Origin of the sequence: Haladaptatus sp. CMSO5 (assembly GCF_036689885.1) — an archaeon.
In the GTDB taxonomy this organism is placed as follows: Archaea; Halobacteriota; Halobacteria; order Halobacteriales; family Halococcaceae; genus QDMS2.
In genome coordinates, this window is sequence record NZ_JBAHVW010000001.1 from 2835298 (window position 1) to 2852342 (window position 17045).

At 61.5% G+C, this 17045-nt stretch carries 19 protein-coding genes; 14 read left to right on the plus strand and 5 right to left on the minus strand.

Translation table 11 applies throughout. From position 1 onward, the window contains the following. Nucleotides 1–25 precede the first annotated feature (25 nt). Nucleotides 26–256 carry an Lrp/AsnC family transcriptional regulator gene (locus V5N12_RS15210; RefSeq protein WP_332900023.1) on the plus strand — a complete coding sequence of 77 codons (231 nt, stop codon included), beginning with the start codon at nucleotides 26–28 and terminating at the stop codon, nucleotides 254–256. 63 nt (nucleotides 257–319) lie between these two features. After that, nucleotides 320–640 carry a hypothetical protein gene (locus tag V5N12_RS15215; protein ID WP_332900024.1) on the plus strand — a complete coding sequence of 107 codons (321 nt, stop codon included), beginning with the start codon at nucleotides 320–322 and terminating at the stop codon, nucleotides 638–640. On the opposite strand, the gene tmk is transcribed toward V5N12_RS15215, so the two are convergent. Then, on the minus strand, nucleotides 637–1218 hold the full coding sequence (gene tmk, locus V5N12_RS15220) for a dTMP kinase (protein ID WP_332900025.1): 582 nt from the start codon (nucleotides 1216–1218) through the stop codon (nucleotides 637–639). The genes V5N12_RS15215 and tmk overlap by 4 nt on opposite strands. A gap of 105 nt (nucleotides 1219–1323) precedes the next feature. Between tmk and V5N12_RS15225 the strand changes: the two genes are divergently transcribed. From V5N12_RS15225 to cofG, 5 genes are all read left to right on the plus strand, one after another. Further along, entirely contained in the window at nucleotides 1324–2211 is an 888-nt protein-coding gene (locus tag V5N12_RS15225) for a complex I NDUFA9 subunit family protein (protein WP_332900026.1), read from the plus strand. A 169-nt stretch (nucleotides 2212–2380) separates the two neighbouring features. Next, a complete protein-coding gene (locus tag V5N12_RS15230; RefSeq protein ID WP_332900027.1) occupies nucleotides 2381–3556 on the plus strand; it encodes a tubulin/FtsZ family protein in 1176 nt (391 codons plus the stop codon). Then, entirely contained in the window at nucleotides 3525–4304 is a 780-nt protein-coding gene (locus V5N12_RS15235; protein ID WP_332900028.1) for a hypothetical protein, read from the plus strand. Before V5N12_RS15230 ends, V5N12_RS15235 begins: the two co-directional genes overlap by 32 nt. Before the next feature lie 32 nt (nucleotides 4305–4336). Beyond that, the gene (cofC, locus tag V5N12_RS15240) at nucleotides 4337–4939 is read left to right on the plus strand and encodes a 2-phospho-L-lactate guanylyltransferase (RefSeq protein ID WP_332900029.1); all 603 of its coding nucleotides are present in this window, start codon (nucleotides 4337–4339) and stop codon (nucleotides 4937–4939) included. Nucleotides 4940–4975: 36 nt separating this feature from the next. Beyond that, entirely contained in the window at nucleotides 4976–6097 is a 1122-nt protein-coding gene (gene cofG / locus V5N12_RS15245; RefSeq protein ID WP_332900030.1) for a 7,8-didemethyl-8-hydroxy-5-deazariboflavin synthase subunit CofG, read from the plus strand. Here cofG and cofH read toward each other — a convergent pair. Further along, the gene (gene cofH, locus V5N12_RS15250) at nucleotides 6069–7442 is read right to left on the minus strand and encodes a 7,8-didemethyl-8-hydroxy-5-deazariboflavin synthase subunit CofH (protein ID WP_332900031.1); all 1374 of its coding nucleotides are present in this window, start codon (nucleotides 7440–7442) and stop codon (nucleotides 6069–6071) included. The genes cofG and cofH overlap by 29 nt on opposite strands. 148 nt (nucleotides 7443–7590) lie before the next feature. Here cofH and V5N12_RS15255 point away from each other — a divergent pair, with 148 nt between their 5' ends. From V5N12_RS15255 to V5N12_RS15265, 3 genes are read left to right on the plus strand one after another with little or no spacing between them, the layout of a single operon-like run. After that, entirely contained in the window at nucleotides 7591–8610 is a 1020-nt protein-coding gene (locus tag V5N12_RS15255; protein WP_332900032.1) for a phosphoribosylaminoimidazolesuccinocarboxamide synthase, read from the plus strand. 37 nt (nucleotides 8611–8647) lie between these two features. Next, entirely contained in the window at nucleotides 8648–8836 is a 189-nt protein-coding gene (locus tag V5N12_RS15260) for a hypothetical protein (RefSeq protein WP_332900033.1), read from the plus strand. A 48-nt stretch (nucleotides 8837–8884) separates the two neighbouring features. Further along, a complete protein-coding gene (locus tag V5N12_RS15265; protein WP_332900034.1) occupies nucleotides 8885–9799 on the plus strand; it encodes a hypothetical protein in 915 nt (304 codons plus the stop codon). 1 nt (nucleotide 9800) lies between these two features. Here the strand turns inward: V5N12_RS15265 and V5N12_RS15270 are convergent, their stop codons facing one another. Further along, nucleotides 9801–10748 (minus strand): formyltetrahydrofolate deformylase, encoded by a 948-nt coding sequence (locus tag V5N12_RS15270; RefSeq protein WP_332900035.1) that lies wholly within the window; start codon nucleotides 10746–10748, stop codon nucleotides 9801–9803. A 159-nt stretch (nucleotides 10749–10907) separates the two neighbouring features. Here V5N12_RS15270 and purS point away from each other — a divergent pair, with 159 nt between their 5' ends. Then, nucleotides 10908–11159, plus strand: a complete 252-nt coding sequence (gene purS / locus V5N12_RS15275; protein ID WP_332900036.1) for a phosphoribosylformylglycinamidine synthase subunit PurS — start codon at nucleotides 10908–10910, stop codon at nucleotides 11157–11159. Continuing rightward, nucleotides 11156–11827: a phosphoribosylformylglycinamidine synthase I gene (gene purQ / locus V5N12_RS15280; RefSeq protein WP_332900037.1), complete on the plus strand. Its 672-nt coding sequence runs from the start codon at nucleotides 11156–11158 to the stop codon at nucleotides 11825–11827. The genes purS and purQ overlap by 4 nt, the downstream gene beginning before the upstream one ends. A 336-nt stretch (nucleotides 11828–12163) precedes the next feature. Here purQ and V5N12_RS15285 read toward each other — a convergent pair whose 3' ends face one another. Continuing rightward, on the minus strand, nucleotides 12164–13234 hold the full coding sequence (locus V5N12_RS15285; protein WP_332900038.1) for an archaeosine biosynthesis radical SAM protein RaSEA: 1071 nt from the start codon (nucleotides 13232–13234) through the stop codon (nucleotides 12164–12166). A 90-nt stretch (nucleotides 13235–13324) separates the two neighbouring features. Between V5N12_RS15285 and V5N12_RS15290 the strand changes: the two genes are divergently transcribed. After that, nucleotides 13325–14578 (plus strand): M20/M25/M40 family metallo-hydrolase, encoded by a 1254-nt coding sequence (locus V5N12_RS15290; RefSeq protein ID WP_332900039.1) that lies wholly within the window; start codon nucleotides 13325–13327, stop codon nucleotides 14576–14578. On the opposite strand, the gene V5N12_RS15295 is transcribed toward V5N12_RS15290, so the two are convergent. Further along, nucleotides 14561–14956: a VanZ family protein gene (locus V5N12_RS15295; protein WP_332900040.1), complete on the minus strand. Its 396-nt coding sequence runs from the start codon at nucleotides 14954–14956 to the stop codon at nucleotides 14561–14563. The two genes, V5N12_RS15290 and V5N12_RS15295, sit on opposite strands and share 18 nt — an antisense overlap. 144 nt (nucleotides 14957–15100) lie before the next feature. Here V5N12_RS15295 and V5N12_RS15300 point away from each other — a divergent pair, with 144 nt between their 5' ends. Continuing rightward, entirely contained in the window at nucleotides 15101–17038 is a 1938-nt protein-coding gene (locus V5N12_RS15300; RefSeq protein ID WP_332900041.1) for an aldehyde ferredoxin oxidoreductase family protein, read from the plus strand. Nucleotides 17039–17045: the final 7 nt, after the last annotated feature.

Below are 17045 nucleotides of genomic sequence, written 5' to 3' on the forward strand. Positions count from 1 at the left end.
TGACCCGTGGTATCACACGTCGGTTATGGTCCACGCGTTCATCATGATGAAAACGGCCGCGGGGAAGTCTGAGAAACTGCTCGAAGATATCCTCGACATGGAACACGTCTCGGAGGCCCACATCGTCGCGGGGAATTACGACATCATCGCAGAGGTGGACGCCACCGAGGTGTACGAAGTCATGCACACCGTTTCGTCCGGCCTGCGCGCGATGGAGGGCGTCTCGGATACGAAGACGTACATCTCACTCGAATAGCTGCCGACCTGTTTTGCGACCCTGTTCCGATACGCCAAAGCCTCCTGAGTGCCTAGCCCGGCTATGGTCTCGACTGTGGGGCTCATTGGACTGCTCGTCATCATTGGCGTCAACGCACTCGTCGCCGCGCTCATGACGCGGTTTTTCCGCGTGCGCCTCTCGACGACGTGGGGGACGGTGCTCTATTCGCTCATCCTAATACCCATCGTGCTGGTGGTCATCACGCTCGTCTTGAGTGGCGTGGCTCGCCTTGGCCCCAACCTCGGAAGCGTCGGTGCCGTGATGGCCGTGGCCGTGGCTCTCCCGTTCGCACTCGGCGTAGCCTTTGATTTCTTCTGGATGCCCGCACCCGACGAGGTCGAACTGCCCGATACGGCGCGTTAGGCGAGAAGGTCGTCGACAATCGATTCGACTTCGTCGAGCACGTCTTCTGGCGGTTTTGAGGCATCGACGCGGTAGAATCGTCCCGGCGACACGTCGATGAGTCGCTCGTAGTTTTGCTGGACTTTGGAGAGATACGCCGCCTGCTCGAACTTGTTGGTCGCCCCGCTTCGCTCCGCGCCCGTTTCGGGGTCAACGTCGAGGTAGATGGTCGCATCCGGCTCGCGGGTAAAGGGCAGGTGTACCCCGCGGATGTACTCGACGGGACGCTTGATGATGCCGTCGAGCGTCGCCCCCTGATAGGCATAGCGAGAGTCGCAGTAGCGATCAGAGATGACGATGTCGCCGTTTTCGAGCGCGGGGCGAATCACCCGCGAGAGGTGGTCTGCGTGGTCTGCGGTGTAGAGAAAGAGTTCTGCGACGGGGTCTGCGTCGTCGTCGTGAATCGATTTGTAGACGGCGTCGCCGTACCACGAGTCAGTGGGTTCGCGCGTGAAGACGGCCTCCGGGACGGCGTCGTGAAGCGCCTCCCAGACGGTGGTTTTCCCGCTGCCGTCTAATCCTTCGAGCGTGATGAGCATATGCGGCAATTGCCCGCCCGCGAGAAAAGGGTTCTCGAATGGCGTCCCGAGGAGCACGCTCAGTTAGGGACCACCCTTTTCACTGTCTCGCGCCTATCAACGAGCATGAACGTTCTCGTCACTGGTGGGACTGGCTTCGTCGGAACGCACCTGTGTGCCGAACTCGCTGCCCGCGGCCACGACGTCACCGCCCTCGCCCGATCGCCGGACGATACTGGCCTCCCCGACGGCGTCACCACGGCGGTCGGTGACGTCACCGACTACGCTTCCATCGAAGGCGCGTTCGAGGGCCAAGACGTGGTTGTAAACCTCGTCGCACTCTCGCCGCTGTTCAAGCCGAAAGGCGGGACCAGTCACGAGCGAGTCCATCTCGGCGGCACCGAGAACGTGGTGAAGGCCGCGAAGGCCCACGGTGTGCCAAAACTTGTTCAGCAGAGCGCGCTCGGCGCAGACCCGAACGGGCCGACAGCGTACATCCGCGCGAAAGGCAGCGCAGAACAGGTCGTCAAAGACTCCGGGCTCGATTGGGTCATCTTCCGGCCGTCGGTCATCTTCGGTGACGGCGGTGAGTTCATCTCGTTTACGAAATCGCTCACGACGCCGGTCGTCACGGCCCTCCCGGGAGCCAACTCAGCGAAATTCCAGCCCATCTGGATCGACGATTTCACGCCGATGCTCGCGGACGCCGTCGAGGATGACGCGCACGTCGGACAAATCTACGAGATTGGCGGCCCAGAAGTGTTAACGCTCGGAGATGTTACCCGACTCATCTACCGGGCGAAGGGCAAATCGGTGACCGTTGTCCCGGTGCCGATGGCGCTTGCGACGCTCGGGATGACGATGGCAGGTCCGCTCCCATTCGTCCCATTTGGGCCGGATCAGGCCCGCTCCCTGCGATTCGATAACACAACCTCGCAAAATGATATTAGCGCATTTGGTGTGAGTGAGCGTGAATTAACAACGCTCGAAACGTATCTGAGTGAAAACCAATAAATCGAGAGGTGTCCAGTAGAGTGTAGGATTATTCTGACTGCATTAATTCACTCCTAAATCGACAGACAGAGGCCCATTTTGGGTATGAAATTCTTTTTACAAGTACTTTCCGCATCACAAACTTTATATTATTGTTGCCACTGTATTCTCTGCAACGAATGGGCAAATTATGAAACTCGCGATGATAGGGTTCGGACAGGCAGGAGGTAAGATTGTAGACAAATTCCTGGAATACGACCAGCGAACGGGGAGCGGCATCGTCCGCGCCGCTGTCGCTGTGAACACGGCGAAAGCCGACCTGCTCGGACTCAAGAACATTCCACAAGAACAGCGCGTCCTCATCGGCCAAGCCCGCGTCAAAGGCCACGGCGTTGGGGCCGACAACGAACTCGGCGCAGAAGTCGCAGAAGAGGACATCGACGAAATCCAAGGTGCCATCGACAACATCCCCGTCCACGAGGTAGACGCCTTCCTCATCATCGCGGGTATGGGTGGCGGTACCGGCAGTGGTGGCGCACCAGTGCTCGCAAAGCACCTAAAGCGCATCTACACCGAACCCGTCTACGGCCTCGGCATCCTGCCGGGCGCAGACGAGGGTGGCATCTACACGCTGAACGCCGCTCGCTCGTTCCAGACGTTCGTCCGCGAGGTGGACAACCTCCTCGTATTCGACAACGACTCGTGGCGCAAGACCGGCGAGTCCGTCGAGAGCGGGTACAGCGAGATTAACGACGAAATCGTCCGCCGCTTTGGAATTCTCTTTGGCGCGGGCGAAGTCGAAGCCGGCGGCGAAGTCGCAGAGAGCGTCGTTGACTCCAGTGAAATCATCAACACGCTCGCTGGCGGTGGCGTCTCCACCGTAGGCTATGCGGCAGAAGAAGTCGAAAAGAAATCTTCCGGTGGCTTGCTCTCGCGGTTCAAAGGCGGCAACAACGAACAGGTAGACACCGCCCACACCACCAACCGCATCACGAGCCTCGTCCGCAAGGCTGCCCTCGGCCGGCTCACGCTTCCGTGTGAAATCGAGGGCACCGAACGCGCACTGCTCGTCATGAGCGGTCCACCGCAACACCTGAACCGGAAAGGGATAGAGCGCGGGCGGAAATGGCTCGAAGAGCAGACCGGCAGCATGGAAGTCCGTGGTGGCGACTACCCTGTCTCTGAGTCGCGCTACGTCGCAGGCGTGATTCTCCTCTCTGGCGTGACGAACGTCCCACGCATCAAAGAGCTCCAGCAGATTGCCATCGAAGCACAGGACAATATCGAAGATATCCGCCGACAGTCTGAAGCAAACCTCCAATCCCTCGTCGAAGATGACTCTGATGAACTTGAGCCACTCTTTTAAACTCCTCCTCGTCGTATCGCTCGCGGTTTCGCTCGTGGCGGCTCCAGCGGCCGCCGTGTCCGTCGCAGAAAACGGCGTGCCACAGGAAGCCGAAGTCGGCTCCGAAGTCACGGCCACGTTCACGCTCACGGAACTCTACAAAGATTCGAGCAACGAGTGGACGCTCGCGGGCGAGACGGAGCTAGAAAACGTCTCGTGGACAGTCAAAAAGTTCGGCTTAGACGACAGCCAACTCGACAAGGAGTCCTTCGGCGGATCTGCGTTCACGGCTGACGTCGCCGCAGACGACGACGTGACGCGCGTCGAAGTCACGGTGACGGGCACGGTTCCAGCCGTCGAGAACTTCACCTACAGCCCGAAAGAGACCTTCCAACTCGCAAGCCTCTCGCGCCAGCAAGGCGACAATACGGAGGAACTGGAGAGCTGGGACGTCCACCACTACACGAAAGACAGCACGGAGGCTCGACAGGCAATCGCGAACGCAGAGAGCGCCATCGAGCAGGCAGGCGGTGACGAAGACGCAGAGAAACAAGTCACGCGTGCCATCTCTTCGTACAACAACGGCAACTTCGAAAACGCGGCGGACATCGCCGCGGACGCAGAGGAGTCCGCTTCGTCAACGAAGCAGTCGAATGAGCGCAACGAACTGCTCCTCTACGGTGGCATCGGTGCGGTTGCCCTGCTTGCCGTGGTGGGTGGCGTCTTCTACTGGCGCTCCCAGCAGGACACCTACGACAAACTCCGATAATCGCTTGTACGCCGGGGGCACACCTAGAGGAAATGCGCGTCCTCGTGCCCTACGCGGAAGCAGAACCCAAAACGCGCCTTTCTCCACTTCTGTCAGCCACCGAGCGCCGCGCCTTCTCGCGCGCGATGCGCGATGACGTGCTCTCAGCCATCGAAGACGCCGGTGGTGAGCCAACCGTGCTCGCGCCCGAACCGCTCGACTGTGACGTGCCCGTCATCGTAGACGACCGCTCGCTCTCAGCGGCGGTGAACGCCCACCTCGAACCGAACACAGCCGTGGTGATGGCAGACCTCGCGCTCGCGACACCCGACGCCCTCTTGCGGTTGTTCGACGCACCGGGCGACGTGGTCATCGCGCCCGGACTCGGCGGTGGGACGAACGCGCTCGTCTCGCGCCATCCCGACTTTTTCGTCGACTACCACGGCGCGTCGTTTCGTGACCACCGCGAGATTGTCAGCGAGTGTGGAGCCGACCTGACCGTCCTCGACTCCTTTCGCCTCGCGGCGGACATAGACGAGGTAGCAGACCTCGCGGAAGTGTTGCTCCACGGCTCTGGGCGTGCCCACGACTGGCTCGTCGAGGCGGGTGTGCGCATTGACACGGGTTCAGGCCGCGTTTCGGTCTGCCGGGAGTGACAGCCTTTTTGTGCCAGACGCGAGAGTCGAAGACAGATGATTCCCGGGGCGAGCGAGTACGACATCGACATCGCGTTCGACGACCGTGCGGTGGAGCGACTGCTCGCCGTGACGCCGGCTGACGTCGATGCGGCCCCGGAACTGAGCTTTGCGAAAAACGTCTTTCTCCCGCTCACGACCGCCTGCCGGTACACCTGCACCTACTGCACCTACTACGACGTGCCGGGACAGGCGACGCTCATGACGCCCGACCAGATACGCGAGCAGTGTCGCCTCGGCGCGGACGCCGGGTGTACAGAAGCCCTGTTTACGTTCGGAGACGACCCGGACGACCGCTACACCGAGATTCACGACCAGTTAGGCGAGTGGGGCCACGACTCGATTCACAGCTATCTGCGCGACGCCTGCGAAATCGCCCTCGACGAAGGCCTGCTTCCGCACTCGAATCCGGGCGACCAGACGCCCGCACAGATGGAACTCGTCGCCGACGTGAACGCGAGCATGGGTGTCATGCTCGAAACCACCGCCGAAGTGCAAGCCCACGGCGGGCCGCGGGCGAAATCGCCAGGACAGCGCCTCGCCACCCTGCGAACCGCCGGGGAACTCGGCGTCCCGTTCACGACGGGCATTCTGGTCGGCATCGGTGAGACGTGGCGCGACCGCGCCGAGAGCCTGCTCGCCATTCGCACGATGCACGAGCGCTACGGGCACATCCAAGAGGTCATTGTCCAGAACGTGAGTCCGAACGAACGCTGGCGAGAAGACGGCCCCTCGCTCGATACGATGCGCCGCGTCGTGGCGATGGCGCGCGTCTGCCTTCCCGAGGAGATTTCGGTGCAAGTCCCCCCGAACCTCGCGCCCGTCCGCGAGTTGCTGGACTGTGGCATCGACGATTTAGGCGGCGTCTCGCCGGTCACGGACGACTACATCAATCCGGATTACAAGTGGCCCGCACTTCGCGAACTGGAGGACATTGCGGGAGAGGCGGGTGTGCCCCTCAGAGAGCGATTGCCCGTTTACGAGCGCTTCCTCCCTGCCGAAAACGAGGCTGAGAATCATTGGCTCTCGGCACAGATTACGGAGGCGATTCGAGAGGAGAGCGAGGCGGGTGAGCGCTACCGGCGGGTGCTCAATCAGCCGTCGGCGTCTTCTTTGTGAACATCGGCGTGCCGTCCGCCTTGGGCCCTAACATCGGTCCGGCGGGGCGCACGTCGGGGTCGATGCGGCGTTTTTGGCGGTAATCGGTCGAGCGTTCGACTGGGACGCGCCCGATGCTCGTAATCATGTCCACGTACTCGTCGAAGGTACGGACTTCGCCATACTGACCACCCGCGCGCTTGGTGATCTCTTCTGAGAGAATCGTCCCCATGAAGTCGTTCGCCCCGGCGTTCAACATGGCGAGGCCGTGTTCGTCGCCGTACTTGACCCACGACGACTGGATGTTGTCGATGTTGTCGAGGTAGAGCCGCGAGACGGCAATCATGAGCAGGTCTTCTGCGCGACTCGCGCCCGCATCGACCAGTCCCTTCTCTGTGAGTGGGGTGTTCTGGTGGATAAAGGAGAGCGGGACGAACTCCGTGATGTTCCCTGTTCTCTCTTGGAGGGCACGGATTTTCTCGAGGTGGAGAATTCGGTGCATCTCGTTTTCGACGTGGCCGTACATGATAGTCGCCGTGGTGTCGAGGCCGACGTTCGCGGCGGCTTCCATCGCGTCGAGCCAGCCTTGCGTGTCGATTTTTCCGGGGCAGATGGCCTCACGCACTTCGTCTACGAGGATTTCTGCGGCCGTTCCGGGGACGCTTGCGAGGCCCGCGTCTTTTAGCTCGCGGTAGATTTTCTCGTAGGTCCAGTCGGTTCCGCGGCTGGCGTGATACGCCTCTTCCGGCGTCATCGAGTGGAGGTGTGCGCCGTCTGCGCTCATCGCTGCCATCTGTTCGACGTAGGTGCCCGGAGAGACGTTGTAGGCTTCCGGCGGTTTGTAGTTGACTGGCTCCTCGGCGCTTGCGAGAATCTCGTGGTGTTCATCGTTGAGCGCGAAGCCGGGGTGCAGGCCCGACACCGAACACACCTCGTAGATGCCCATTTCGAGGGCGTCGCGGACGATTTCCCGCGATTCGGCGGGCGTTTTCGTGAACCCACCCATCTCGCCTTGGTAGTCGGCTTCGAACTGCCCGGCCGGGTCTTTGAAGTTGCAGAACAGACAGCCGACGTTGCACGCCGTCGTGACGTTGTTGTTGAGGTTGGCGACGAAGGTAACGTCCTCGCCACACACGTCTGCCCGTCTGCGGTCTGCGGCCTCCAAGACGAGTTCCATCCGTTGGAGGTCGATGGTGTCCGTCTCCGTGCCCGTGGTCAGCAGTTCGACGCCGTCGGCGACGCCCAATCGCTCACCAGCGCGGGCTTTGGCGAGGGCGTTTTCGAACGACTGGTCCGTCTCAGGCAGCTGCTCAAAGTCAAAGAGCCCGCGCGGAACGTTCGTTCTCGTGGGGAAGGCGTCGGTCATATTCACAGGTCTTTCTCCGAGAGCATAATGCAGGGGGTTGCGGTAGGGCGCAGTGAATATGCGCGATTGTGCATATTTCACCACCCATTCGAGAGGAGTTGGACACGAGAGTGAAAGTTTCATTACGGACGCCCACACGGGTAGGAGTATGACGAGCGTCAAGGAGTTCCGTATCGCGGAGGCGGCCACGCCCGACTCACTCGGCCGAGGCGCGTTCTACTTCACCGACGACTATTCGGTGTTCGACTGGGGGAAGATGCCAGACCAGATTCCCGAGAAAGGCGCGAGCCTCTGTGCGATGGGCGCGTTCAACTTCGAGTTGCTCGAAGCCAACGGAATACCGACCCACTACCGCGGCGTCGTCGAAGACGGCGAGACGATCGCGCTCGCAGACGCCACCGAGCCACCGCGCGAAATGGCCATCGACCTCACGCAGGTTCCAGACCTCCCGAACGACGGGCGCACCTACGACTACGACGCCTACCACGACGCAGCGGGCGAGAACTACCTCATCCCGCTCGAAATCGTGTTCAGAAATACGGTGCCGATTGGGTCGAGCCTCAGACGCCGTACGGAACCCGCAGACCATGGCCTCGACTTCGCCGAGTGGCCGGACGAAGTCGTCACCCTTGCAGAGCCAATCATCGAGTTCTCTACGAAATACGAGAAAGGCGACCGGTATCTCGACACCGAGGAAGCCGCCGAAATCGCAGGCGTCGCTGACCTTGATGCAATCGCACACGTGGCCCGCGACGTAAACCGCCTCGTGACCGAACAGGCCGCGAGCGCCGGACTCACCCACGAAGACGGGAAAATCGAGTGTCTCTATTTCGACGGCGAGATTCGCGTCGCGGACGTGGTCGGCACGTTCGACGAGAACCGCTTTAGCTACGATGGCCAGCAACTCTCGAAAGAGGTCATCCGCCAGTACCACAAGCGCACCCAACCCGAGTGGGTCGAAGCCGTAACCGAGGCGAAAGCAGAGGCGAAGCGCCGCGACATTGCCGACTGGAAGTCGCTCTGTGACGTAGACCCCACCCCGCTCTCTGCCGACGTGCTCACCGTCGCACAGCACATGTACGCCGCGGGCACGAACGCTTACATCGACCGTGACCTCTTCGCCGCGCCGTCGCTCGCGGAAGCGGTTGCCGCCGTCCGCGACCTCTGAGACCAACGCTTTTACGCCCGGTTTTTGTCCACCACCTATGGAGTGGCAGGCGTACCTCGACCGCATCGACACCGGCACGGGCGGTCGGTATCACACGGGCAACCTGGTGACCGACGCCACGGTGTTCGACGCCGTCGCGGGCATCGACGCACTCGGCGCAGACGACAATGAGGTACTCAACGGACTGCGAGCCCGCTACGCGTTTCACACGATACGCGACACCTGAATCTGCCAGAACGCTTTTGCCGTGGCTCCCCCGTCACAGCACACATCAATGAACCGCTCACGGCGGGAGTTTTTGCGGATAGGGACTGGGGGTATCACGGCTGGTCTCTCGGGGTTCGCCGGCTGTCTCGACCGGTTGGATTCCCTTCCGGGAACCGACGAGGGAGACTACCGGACGTGGCTGCCCGCACCCGAAGCTGTCGGCGGCGAGCGCGCCTATCAGTTTTTCCGTGTCCGACCGGCGAAAACACTAGAGTTCGAGGCGTCGCTCACCGAAGACGCCGTCGAGAAGCTGCTGGCGTACGGCGATGGCATGGAGCAGCTACTCGGCCTCGATGCGTCCGAGGTCAACGAACTCATCGTCGGCCCGCCCTTCCGCGTCGGCCAGACATCGGTCGAGCAAGACGCCATCCGAAGCGAGCTGTCTGCCAAACAGTTCAACGAGCAGGGAACCGTCGATTCGTTCAGTATCTTCACGAGCGAGCAAGCCGAAACCGCGGTGGGTGTCGCAGACGGCACCGTCATCAGCGCGAACACGGACGATGGGTCACCACAGAGTATCGTCGAGGCTGTCGTCGAGACGCACGGTGACAGTGACGCACAGTATCAGACGGTGAACGAGGCGTTCGGGATGCTGAGCGAAGGTTTGAACAACGGTCACTTTCTCACCGGCACAGTCCACCAGCCCCACGAACAGACGGCTCCCGAGCAAGCACAGTTCGAGGGCGCGGTTGGCTGGGGTCTCTCTCGGACGTTCAAGAAGACGGAGAGTCCGGGCCAGTGGCTCATCGTCTTCGAGAGCGAAGCGGTCGCGGACGAACAGGCGGTCAAGGCGTGGGCTGACGCCTCGCTCGCGGACGTGAACACCGTCCAAGTCGCACAGGCCGGCCGCACCGTGCTCGTGACCGGAAAAGAGCCGACAGAGAAACTTTCGATTCGAGAGACGCTGCCGACGGTCGAGTGAGTCAGTCGTCGGCGAGGATGTTTGCGAGGCCGTCTATGGGGCGGTCTGGGTTCGCGGCGTCTGCGGCTTCTGGAAGCCCGAGTTGGTAGCCCTCTGCCCCATCACGGAGGTTGGTGCGGCCCCAGTGCACCGTCACGTCGTCGTTTAGGTGCAACTGGACGGCTTCGAGGAGCGCGTCGGCTTCGAGCGGCTGACCTTTGCGCTGTAAGTCTTCGACTTCGGCGTCGTCTGGCACCGAGAAGGCTCGCTGGGTGATGATTGGCCCCTGGTCTAAGTCGGTCGTGACGTAGTGGGCGGTCACACCCGCGACGCGGACGCCCTCTTCGATGGCCTGTCGGTAGGCGGCCGCGCCGGGGAACGACGGCAGCAGCGAGGGGTGGACGTTGATAATCCGGCCTTCGTAGCGGAAGACGACGTTCGGTGAGAGGATACGGATGTACCGGGCGAGGACGATGAGGTCTGCGTCGTAGTCGTTGAGGAGTGAAAGAATAGCGTCCTCGTCGGGCGTCCCCTTCTCGTCGCCGATGTCGTAGAACGGGATGTCGTAGTAGTCGGCAAGCGGCTTCAGCGCGGCGTGATTGGAGATGATCACGGAGATGTCCGCGCCGAGGTCGCCGCTTGCCCACGCTTGCAGGAGCGCTTCGACGCAGTGGGATTCCTTCGTCGCGAGGACGGCAATCTGCTTGGTCTCGCGGTCTGCGGGGAAGCGCACTTTCACGTCCACGCCGAGTTCGTCGCCAAGCGCGTGGAGTTTCTCGCGCAGGTCGTCTTTGGTCGTGGTCATCTCCGCGGCATCGACGTGCATCGTCATGCGGAAGATGCCCTTCCTGACCGCCTGGTCTAAGTCTTCGATGTTGATTCCGTGGTCGAACAGCAACGACGTGACGCGGGCGATGAGCCCTGTTTTGTCGTCGCCAACGACCGTGAGTTCGGTGAGTTTTCGAGTCATCTAGCTACCTCGATGCGTCGATAAGAGACGCTCATTGCACAAAATCAACAGCGCCGAAGTATATGGGTATTGGTCACCGAACCCGAGTAGGTGTACAAAAACGTGTATAGACAAATCATTCCAAAAGGTCTTTTGCGCATGACCGCGCAACCTCAACCGATGACTGCCTACACCGCGACCGTCACTGTGCGGCTCAAGCAGGGTGTGCTTGACCCGGAAGCCGAGACGACCAAACGCGCCTTAGAGCGTCTTGGCTACGAACTCTCCGCGCTGCGCTCGACCGAGCGCTACGAGATTGACCTCGAAACGGCAGACGCAGACGGTGCCGAGGCACAGGCCGCGGAGATGGCAGAGCGCCTCCTCGCGAACCCCACCATCCACGACTACGCGGTTGAGGTGACCGAGCGGTGATTGCCATTGTCCAGTTCGGCGGGAGCAACTGCGACCGCGACGCCCTGCGCGCGTTTACCGAACTCGGACTGGACGCGCAACTCGTCTGGCACGAAGACGGCCTCCCCGCGGACACGACCGGAATCATGCTCCCCGGCGGCTTTTCGTACGGTGACTATCTCCGGGCTGGCGCGATGGCCTCGCGCTCGCCCATCATGGACGAGGTGAGGGCGGCGGCGGAAAACGACGTGCCCGTCCTCGGCGTGTGCAACGGCGCACAGATTGGCTGTGAGTCGGGGCTGACGCCGGGCATGTTCACGACGAACAAGAGCGCCCGCTTCCAGTGTGAACACGTCTATCTCCGGGTTGAAAATGCGGACACGCCGTGGACGCGCGCCTACGACGAAGGCGAAGTGATCGAGTTGCCAATCGCGCACGGCGAAGGCCGCTTCGAAATCACGGACGAGGAACTCGCCGAGCTCGAAGCAGACGACCGCATTCTGTTCAAATACTGTGACGAGGATGGCAACGTTACTGAAAAGGCGAATCCGAATGGCTCAAAAGCGAATGTGGCAGGAGTTAGTGGGCTCAAGCCATCAGTCGCGGTACTGATGCCACACCCCGAACGCGCCTCGTTGCCAGACATTGGCAACACGGACGGACAGGGCGTGTTGTTGGGTTTCAACTAAGCGGAACACAGGGCAGCCACCCGTGCTCCAGGGAACGTTATGGCAGGACCTCCATCGGTCTATCCGTGGCGATCCATTGGTCAGAGTTCTCACCGTCTCGAATCTCGATCCAGCCGTTAGACCAGACGAGAAGTTCGTACCGCGTCGTAGCTTGTCCCATTTCCCCACACTCTCCGGCACCCCGAGCGAATACAGCGACCTACCCATGTCAACACCGTACTCTGTTCGGCCGTGCCGTATGACACAGGAGGACAATGAGCGCCTTTGTTATAGGCCACCTGTCCCGTGCTAACGATTGTTTACAAAAGTGGTAGGACTTCCTTACTGACGGTTTATTCAGTTCGTGAGTGGCATATTGAAACTCGTCTCGTGCGCCATCACGAGTTCCCACGTCTCCTCGCAGTCACAGCTTACCTGGTCGAACACCGATGGGTCTTGACGCAGGTCGAAGTCCTTGATGGCGAGCTGGACGCGGTCGTCACACTCCCCGCAGTTGTGCGCGCCGCGCTCTTGACCGTGACCGACCGGGTCTGAGACGACGATGGCGTCTACGTCTGCGGTTTCGCGCAGAATGTGGGCGACGCTCCAGAGCCACGGCGGGCGGTAGCCCGAGTTGTGAAACAGCTCATTGACCATCGTGTAGCGCTGGACGTTGGTCGGGTTCATCGAGACGGTGTGGGCGTACTCCGCACACCGCTCGATGGAGGAAATCATGTCGGAGACGGCCTCTGGCTCCGAGAGAAACGGCGGCTTGAACAGGAGGTAGGCTTTGATGCCCGCACCCGCGCGGTCTGCCTCCTCGCTCGCGGCGATGAAGTCCTCGAAGTCGAAGTACTTGTTCACGCAGTCGCGGCGCACGCGGTCGGTGGCGGTTTCGAGGCCCACCGCGATGTCCGTGTTGAGGCCCACGTCAACGAAATCAGCCACGCGGTCTTCTTTGACGAAGTCTGGCAGACTCTCTAAGACGATGCGCTTTCTGTCTGCAAAGGTCTCTGCGATGGCCTTGCGGCTCTTTGCGGAGACTTCGCGTTCGTCTAAGAAACTGCCGGAGGTGTAGATTTTGATGAGGTCAGCTTTCTCGTCTGCGCGTTCTTCCTCGTGGTCGAGACACACCTGAATCTGGTCCATCAACTGCTCGTGGGTGACGCTGCCGCCTTCGACGGATTCTGAGACGTAGCCACACATCGTACAGCCACCGGCGCGTGCCCAGCGACAGCCGCCCGTGTTCAGGATGATGGTCAGCGACTGGTAGACGCCGTCCGGCGTGTTGTCCTCGTCAAGCCAGACGCGCGTGGGTTCGTGCGGGTCGTAGGTACGCTGTTTTTTCGCGCGAATCTCGCGCATCACCTTGTTGTGGGCGTCCATCCCGCGCCCCTGTTCGTACACGTCGGGGCCCTGCTTACTCATTACCCGGACTATCGGCCCCGGGGCTAAATCGGCTTCGTCTGCAACCGCCCTTCCGAACCTTTCTTTGAAAGGCGGCAAGTATGTCACCCAATGACCGCTCGGTTGGCTCTCGAATCTGACCTCCGCCAGTTCGTCTCCCGGCTCCTCCGCTTTGACACCACCGCCCCGAACGAGAAAACCGCCCAACAGTGGGTCGAAGACACCCTCGACTCGTGGGGCTTTGAGACCTACACGTGGACGGCGGATGCAGAACGCCTCGCTTCTCACCCCTCGTTCCCGGACGACCCCGCAGAACTCGACGTGGCAGCCCGCCCGAGCGTCGGCGGCGTCCTCGAATTTGGCGACCCCGACGCAGGCCCAACCGTCGTCTTGAACGGCCACGTCGACGTTGTTCCCGCAGAAGGCGAATGGTCGTCAGATCCGTTCGAGCCGACGTGGAACGACGAGCACCTCACCGCGCGTGGAGCCGCGGACATGAAATCCGGCCTGTCTGGGTGTATTTTCGCCGCGCGAACGCTCGCTGAGCGCGACACCGACCTGAACGGGCGCGTCGTCGTCGAAAGCGTCGTCGGTGAGGAAGAAGGCGGCATCGGCGCGGCCGCGGCCGCCCTCGACAACCCCTACCCCTTCTCCCGCGACATGGCGCTCATCGCAGAGCCGACCGAGTTGCGCCCCGTCCTCGCCGTCGAAGGCAGCGTGATGAAACGCCTCGAACTCGCCGGACGCTCCGCACACGCCGCCCGCCGCTGGCGCGGGGAGTCCGTTCTTCCGCACTTCGAAGCCATCCGTCGCGCCTTCGAGGACCTCGAAACGGAGCGCGCAGAACGCATCACGCATCCGCTGTACGAGCGATTCGAGAACCCGTGGCCAACCTCGTTCGGAACGGTCCACGCCGGGTCGTGGGCTTCGACGGTTCCCTCAGAACTCACCGCGGAGGTCAGGATTGGCGTCGCGCCCGGCGAAACCGTCGCCGCGGTCGAAGCCGAGTACGACGAGCGCCTCGCTGAGGTGGTCGCAGAAAACGAGTGGCTGCGCGAACACCAACCCTCATTCGAGCGCTTCTCGATTCAGTTCGAAGCCGGAGAGATTAGCGAAGACGAGCCGATTCATCAGGCGTTACAGGCGGCGATGGCCGACGCTGGCCTGTCGAACCGCGAGCCAATCGGTGAAACCTACGGCGCAGACTCGCGCCACTACATCGAGGCTGGAATCCCGACCGTGCTGTTCGGGCCGGGAACCATCGACCAGGCCCATTTCCCCGACGAGACGATTGATTTCCGCGAGGTCGTCACCGCGACGAGCGTGATTGCAGACACCGTCTCGCGGTTACTGCAGGCGGAGTAGCCTGCGCCCGAGGAGCACCCACGCGAGGATTCCGATGGCCGCACCGACGGAGTTCGCGGCGATATCCGTGAGGTCGAAACTGCGGGCTGGAAGCGGGTACTGAATGAACTCGATGGTGATGCCGTAGCCGAGCGCGAGGCAGAACGCGGCGAGGTTGCCGTGGCGATATTTGTTGAGTACCATCGCGAGCACCCCGGCCTGTCCGGCGTAGGCGAGGGCATGGAGCCACTTATCGAGGTGAACGAGGCCGAGTGGCCCCCACGCGTGAAGGCCAGACCCGCTTGGCGGTTTTATCACCGACATGAAGAGGATAACTCCGGCCACAGTGAGGGGAAGCACGTAGCGGGCTCGGCCGACTTCCAAACGGACTGGCTCCATTGAGAAGGGAAACCACAGCCAATGACAAAATACTGGTGCATTCACGCGCCCTGAACGTTTCTCGAAAGGCGTAACCGGATGTCGTTACGTTCTCGTAAAAACTACCAACACCTCTCAGTGCGTATGTAAGTGTGAGACGTTACCATGAGTGATATTGGCGGCTTTCAAGACCATGTTGCGAGGATTGACCTGTCATCTGGGTCAGTTGCTTACGAGGGGATAGACGAGGAGGATGCGCGCAAGTATATCGGTGCGCGCGGGCTCGGCGTCAAGTACGTGTTTGAACAGGGGCCGGACGTAGACCCGCTTGGCCCGGACAACCTACTGGCGTTCATGAACGGCCCGCTTACGGGCACACAGACTGTGATGAGCGGCCGAATCGCGGTTGTCACCAAATCACCGCTCACGAACACCGTCACCGACTCCCACCACGGCGGGTGGAGCGGCGCACGCCTGAAGTGGGCGGGCTTCGACGGTTTGCTGTTCGAGGGGAAAGCAGAGCACCCCGTGTATGCCGTCATCGAAGACGGTGAGGTCACGCTCAAAGACGCCTCCCACATGTGGGGCTGGGGCGTCCACGACACCATCGACGAACTCGAAGACGAGGTCGACGGCCAGCGCGGCAAGAACTTTAGCTGTATGGCCATCGGCCCCGGCGGCGAGAATCAGGTGCGCTACGCCTGCATCGTCAACGAAGACGACCGCGCGAGCGGCCGCGGTGGCACGGGCGCGGTCATGGGGTCTAAGAACCTGAAGGCAATCGTCATCAAATCGACGACGAAGATGCCAAAGCCGAAAGACCCGGAGACGTTCAAGAAGGGTCACCAACAGGCGATGCAGGTCATCCAAGAGTCAGACGTGACCGCCCCGAACGAAGGCGGTCTCTCGCTGTACGGCACGAACGTCCTGATGAACCTCACCGAAGAGATGGACGGCCTCCCAACGCGCAACGGGCGGTACACGAGTACCGCGAGCGAGGCGCGCGAAAGCCCAAGCGACCCGAACATTGATTCGGAGAAAGTGTCCGGTGAGAACGTCCGTGAGAACATCCTCGTCGACGAACCAACCTGTCACTCCTGTCCGGTCGCGTGTAAGAAGGAAGTCGAGGTGCAGGTCATGCACAAGGGCGACGAGATGAACGTCCGCATGGAGTCGTTCGAGTACGAATCGGCGTTCACGCTCGGGCCGAACTCGATGAACGACGACCGCGACAAAGTTGCGGTCATGATAGACCAGTGTAACAACCTCGGACTCGACACCATCGAGACGGGCAACATGATTGCCATGGCGATGGAGATGACCGAAGAAGGCAAGTTCGACGGCAAATTCGAGGGCATCGAATGGGGCGACGCAGACGAGATGATTGACCTCATCGAGGACATCGCCGTCCGTAACGGCGAACTCGCAGACCTGCTCGCAGGCGGAGCAAACCACATCGCAGAGACGATGGACGCCCACGGCAACTCGCTTGCCGTCAAAGGCCAGACCATCCCGGCGTACGACCCACGCTGTATGAAGGGCATGGGCATCGCCTACGCCACCTCGAACCGCGGGGCGTGTCACCTGCGCGCCTACACGCCGTCTGCTGAAATTCTCGGCCTGCCCGAGAAGGTAGACCCGTACGCGTGGGAGGGCAAAGGCGAACTCACGATGGCGTTCCAAGACCTTCACGCCATCTCCGACTCGTTCGACATCTGCAAGTTCAACGCCTTCGCGGAGGGCATCGAGGAGTACGTCCTCCAGTACAACGGGATGACCGGCTTCGACGTGACCGAAGACGAGTTGCTCGAAACCGGCGAGCGCATCTACAACTTAGAGCGTTACTACAACAACCTCGCAGGCTTCGAAGGCGAGGACGACTCTCTTCCCGGACGCTTCGTCGAAGGCCCAGACGCCATCCCCGGACAGGGCGCTTCTGAAGGCCAGCTCTGTGAACTCGACCAGATGAAAGAAGAGTACTACACGGCGCGTGGCTGGGTCGACGGCGTCGTCCCAGACGAGAAACTCGAAGACCTCGGCATCGACATCGGCCCCGGCACGGGCGTGAGTTCGTCCGGCGGCGCAGCACCCGCAGACGACTAACTCACTC

Excerpts from the sequence above, each read along its gene's own strand:
- V5N12_RS15290 (WP_332900039.1), top strand. The coding sequence starts at position 13,325 with ATGACCGCTCGGTTGGCTCTCGAATCTGACCTCCGCCAGTTCGTCTCC.
- cofG (WP_332900030.1), top strand. The coding sequence starts at position 4,976 with ATGATTCCCGGGGCGAGCGAGTACGACATCGACATCGCGTTCGACGAC.
- purS (WP_332900036.1), top strand. The coding sequence starts at position 10,908 with ATGACTGCCTACACCGCGACCGTCACTGTGCGGCTCAAGCAGGGTGTG.
- cofC (WP_332900029.1), top strand. The coding sequence starts at position 4,337 with ATGCGCGTCCTCGTGCCCTACGCGGAAGCAGAACCCAAAACGCGCCTT.
- cofH (WP_332900031.1), bottom strand. The coding sequence starts at position 7,442 with ATGACCGACGCCTTCCCCACGAGAACGAACGTTCCGCGCGGGCTCTTT.
- V5N12_RS15285 (WP_332900038.1), bottom strand. The coding sequence starts at position 13,234 with ATGAGTAAGCAGGGCCCCGACGTGTACGAACAGGGGCGCGGGATGGAC.
- V5N12_RS15215 (WP_332900024.1), top strand. The coding sequence starts at position 320 with ATGGTCTCGACTGTGGGGCTCATTGGACTGCTCGTCATCATTGGCGTC.
- V5N12_RS15255 (WP_332900032.1), top strand. The coding sequence starts at position 7,591 with ATGACGAGCGTCAAGGAGTTCCGTATCGCGGAGGCGGCCACGCCCGAC.
- V5N12_RS15225 (WP_332900026.1), top strand. The coding sequence starts at position 1,324 with ATGAACGTTCTCGTCACTGGTGGGACTGGCTTCGTCGGAACGCACCTG.
- V5N12_RS15235 (WP_332900028.1), top strand. The coding sequence starts at position 3,525 with ATGACTCTGATGAACTTGAGCCACTCTTTTAAACTCCTCCTCGTCGTA.
- V5N12_RS15210 (WP_332900023.1), top strand. The coding sequence starts at position 26 with ATGGTCCACGCGTTCATCATGATGAAAACGGCCGCGGGGAAGTCTGAG.
- V5N12_RS15265 (WP_332900034.1), top strand. The coding sequence starts at position 8,885 with ATGAACCGCTCACGGCGGGAGTTTTTGCGGATAGGGACTGGGGGTATC.
- V5N12_RS15260 (WP_332900033.1), top strand. The coding sequence starts at position 8,648 with ATGGAGTGGCAGGCGTACCTCGACCGCATCGACACCGGCACGGGCGGT.
- V5N12_RS15270 (WP_332900035.1), bottom strand. The coding sequence starts at position 10,748 with ATGACTCGAAAACTCACCGAACTCACGGTCGTTGGCGACGACAAAACA.
- V5N12_RS15300 (WP_332900041.1), top strand. The coding sequence starts at position 15,101 with ATGAGTGATATTGGCGGCTTTCAAGACCATGTTGCGAGGATTGACCTG.
- tmk (WP_332900025.1), bottom strand. The coding sequence starts at position 1,218 with ATGCTCATCACGCTCGAAGGATTAGACGGCAGCGGGAAAACCACCGTC.
- V5N12_RS15230 (WP_332900027.1), top strand. The coding sequence starts at position 2,381 with ATGAAACTCGCGATGATAGGGTTCGGACAGGCAGGAGGTAAGATTGTA.
- V5N12_RS15295 (WP_332900040.1), bottom strand. The coding sequence starts at position 14,956 with ATGGAGCCAGTCCGTTTGGAAGTCGGCCGAGCCCGCTACGTGCTTCCC.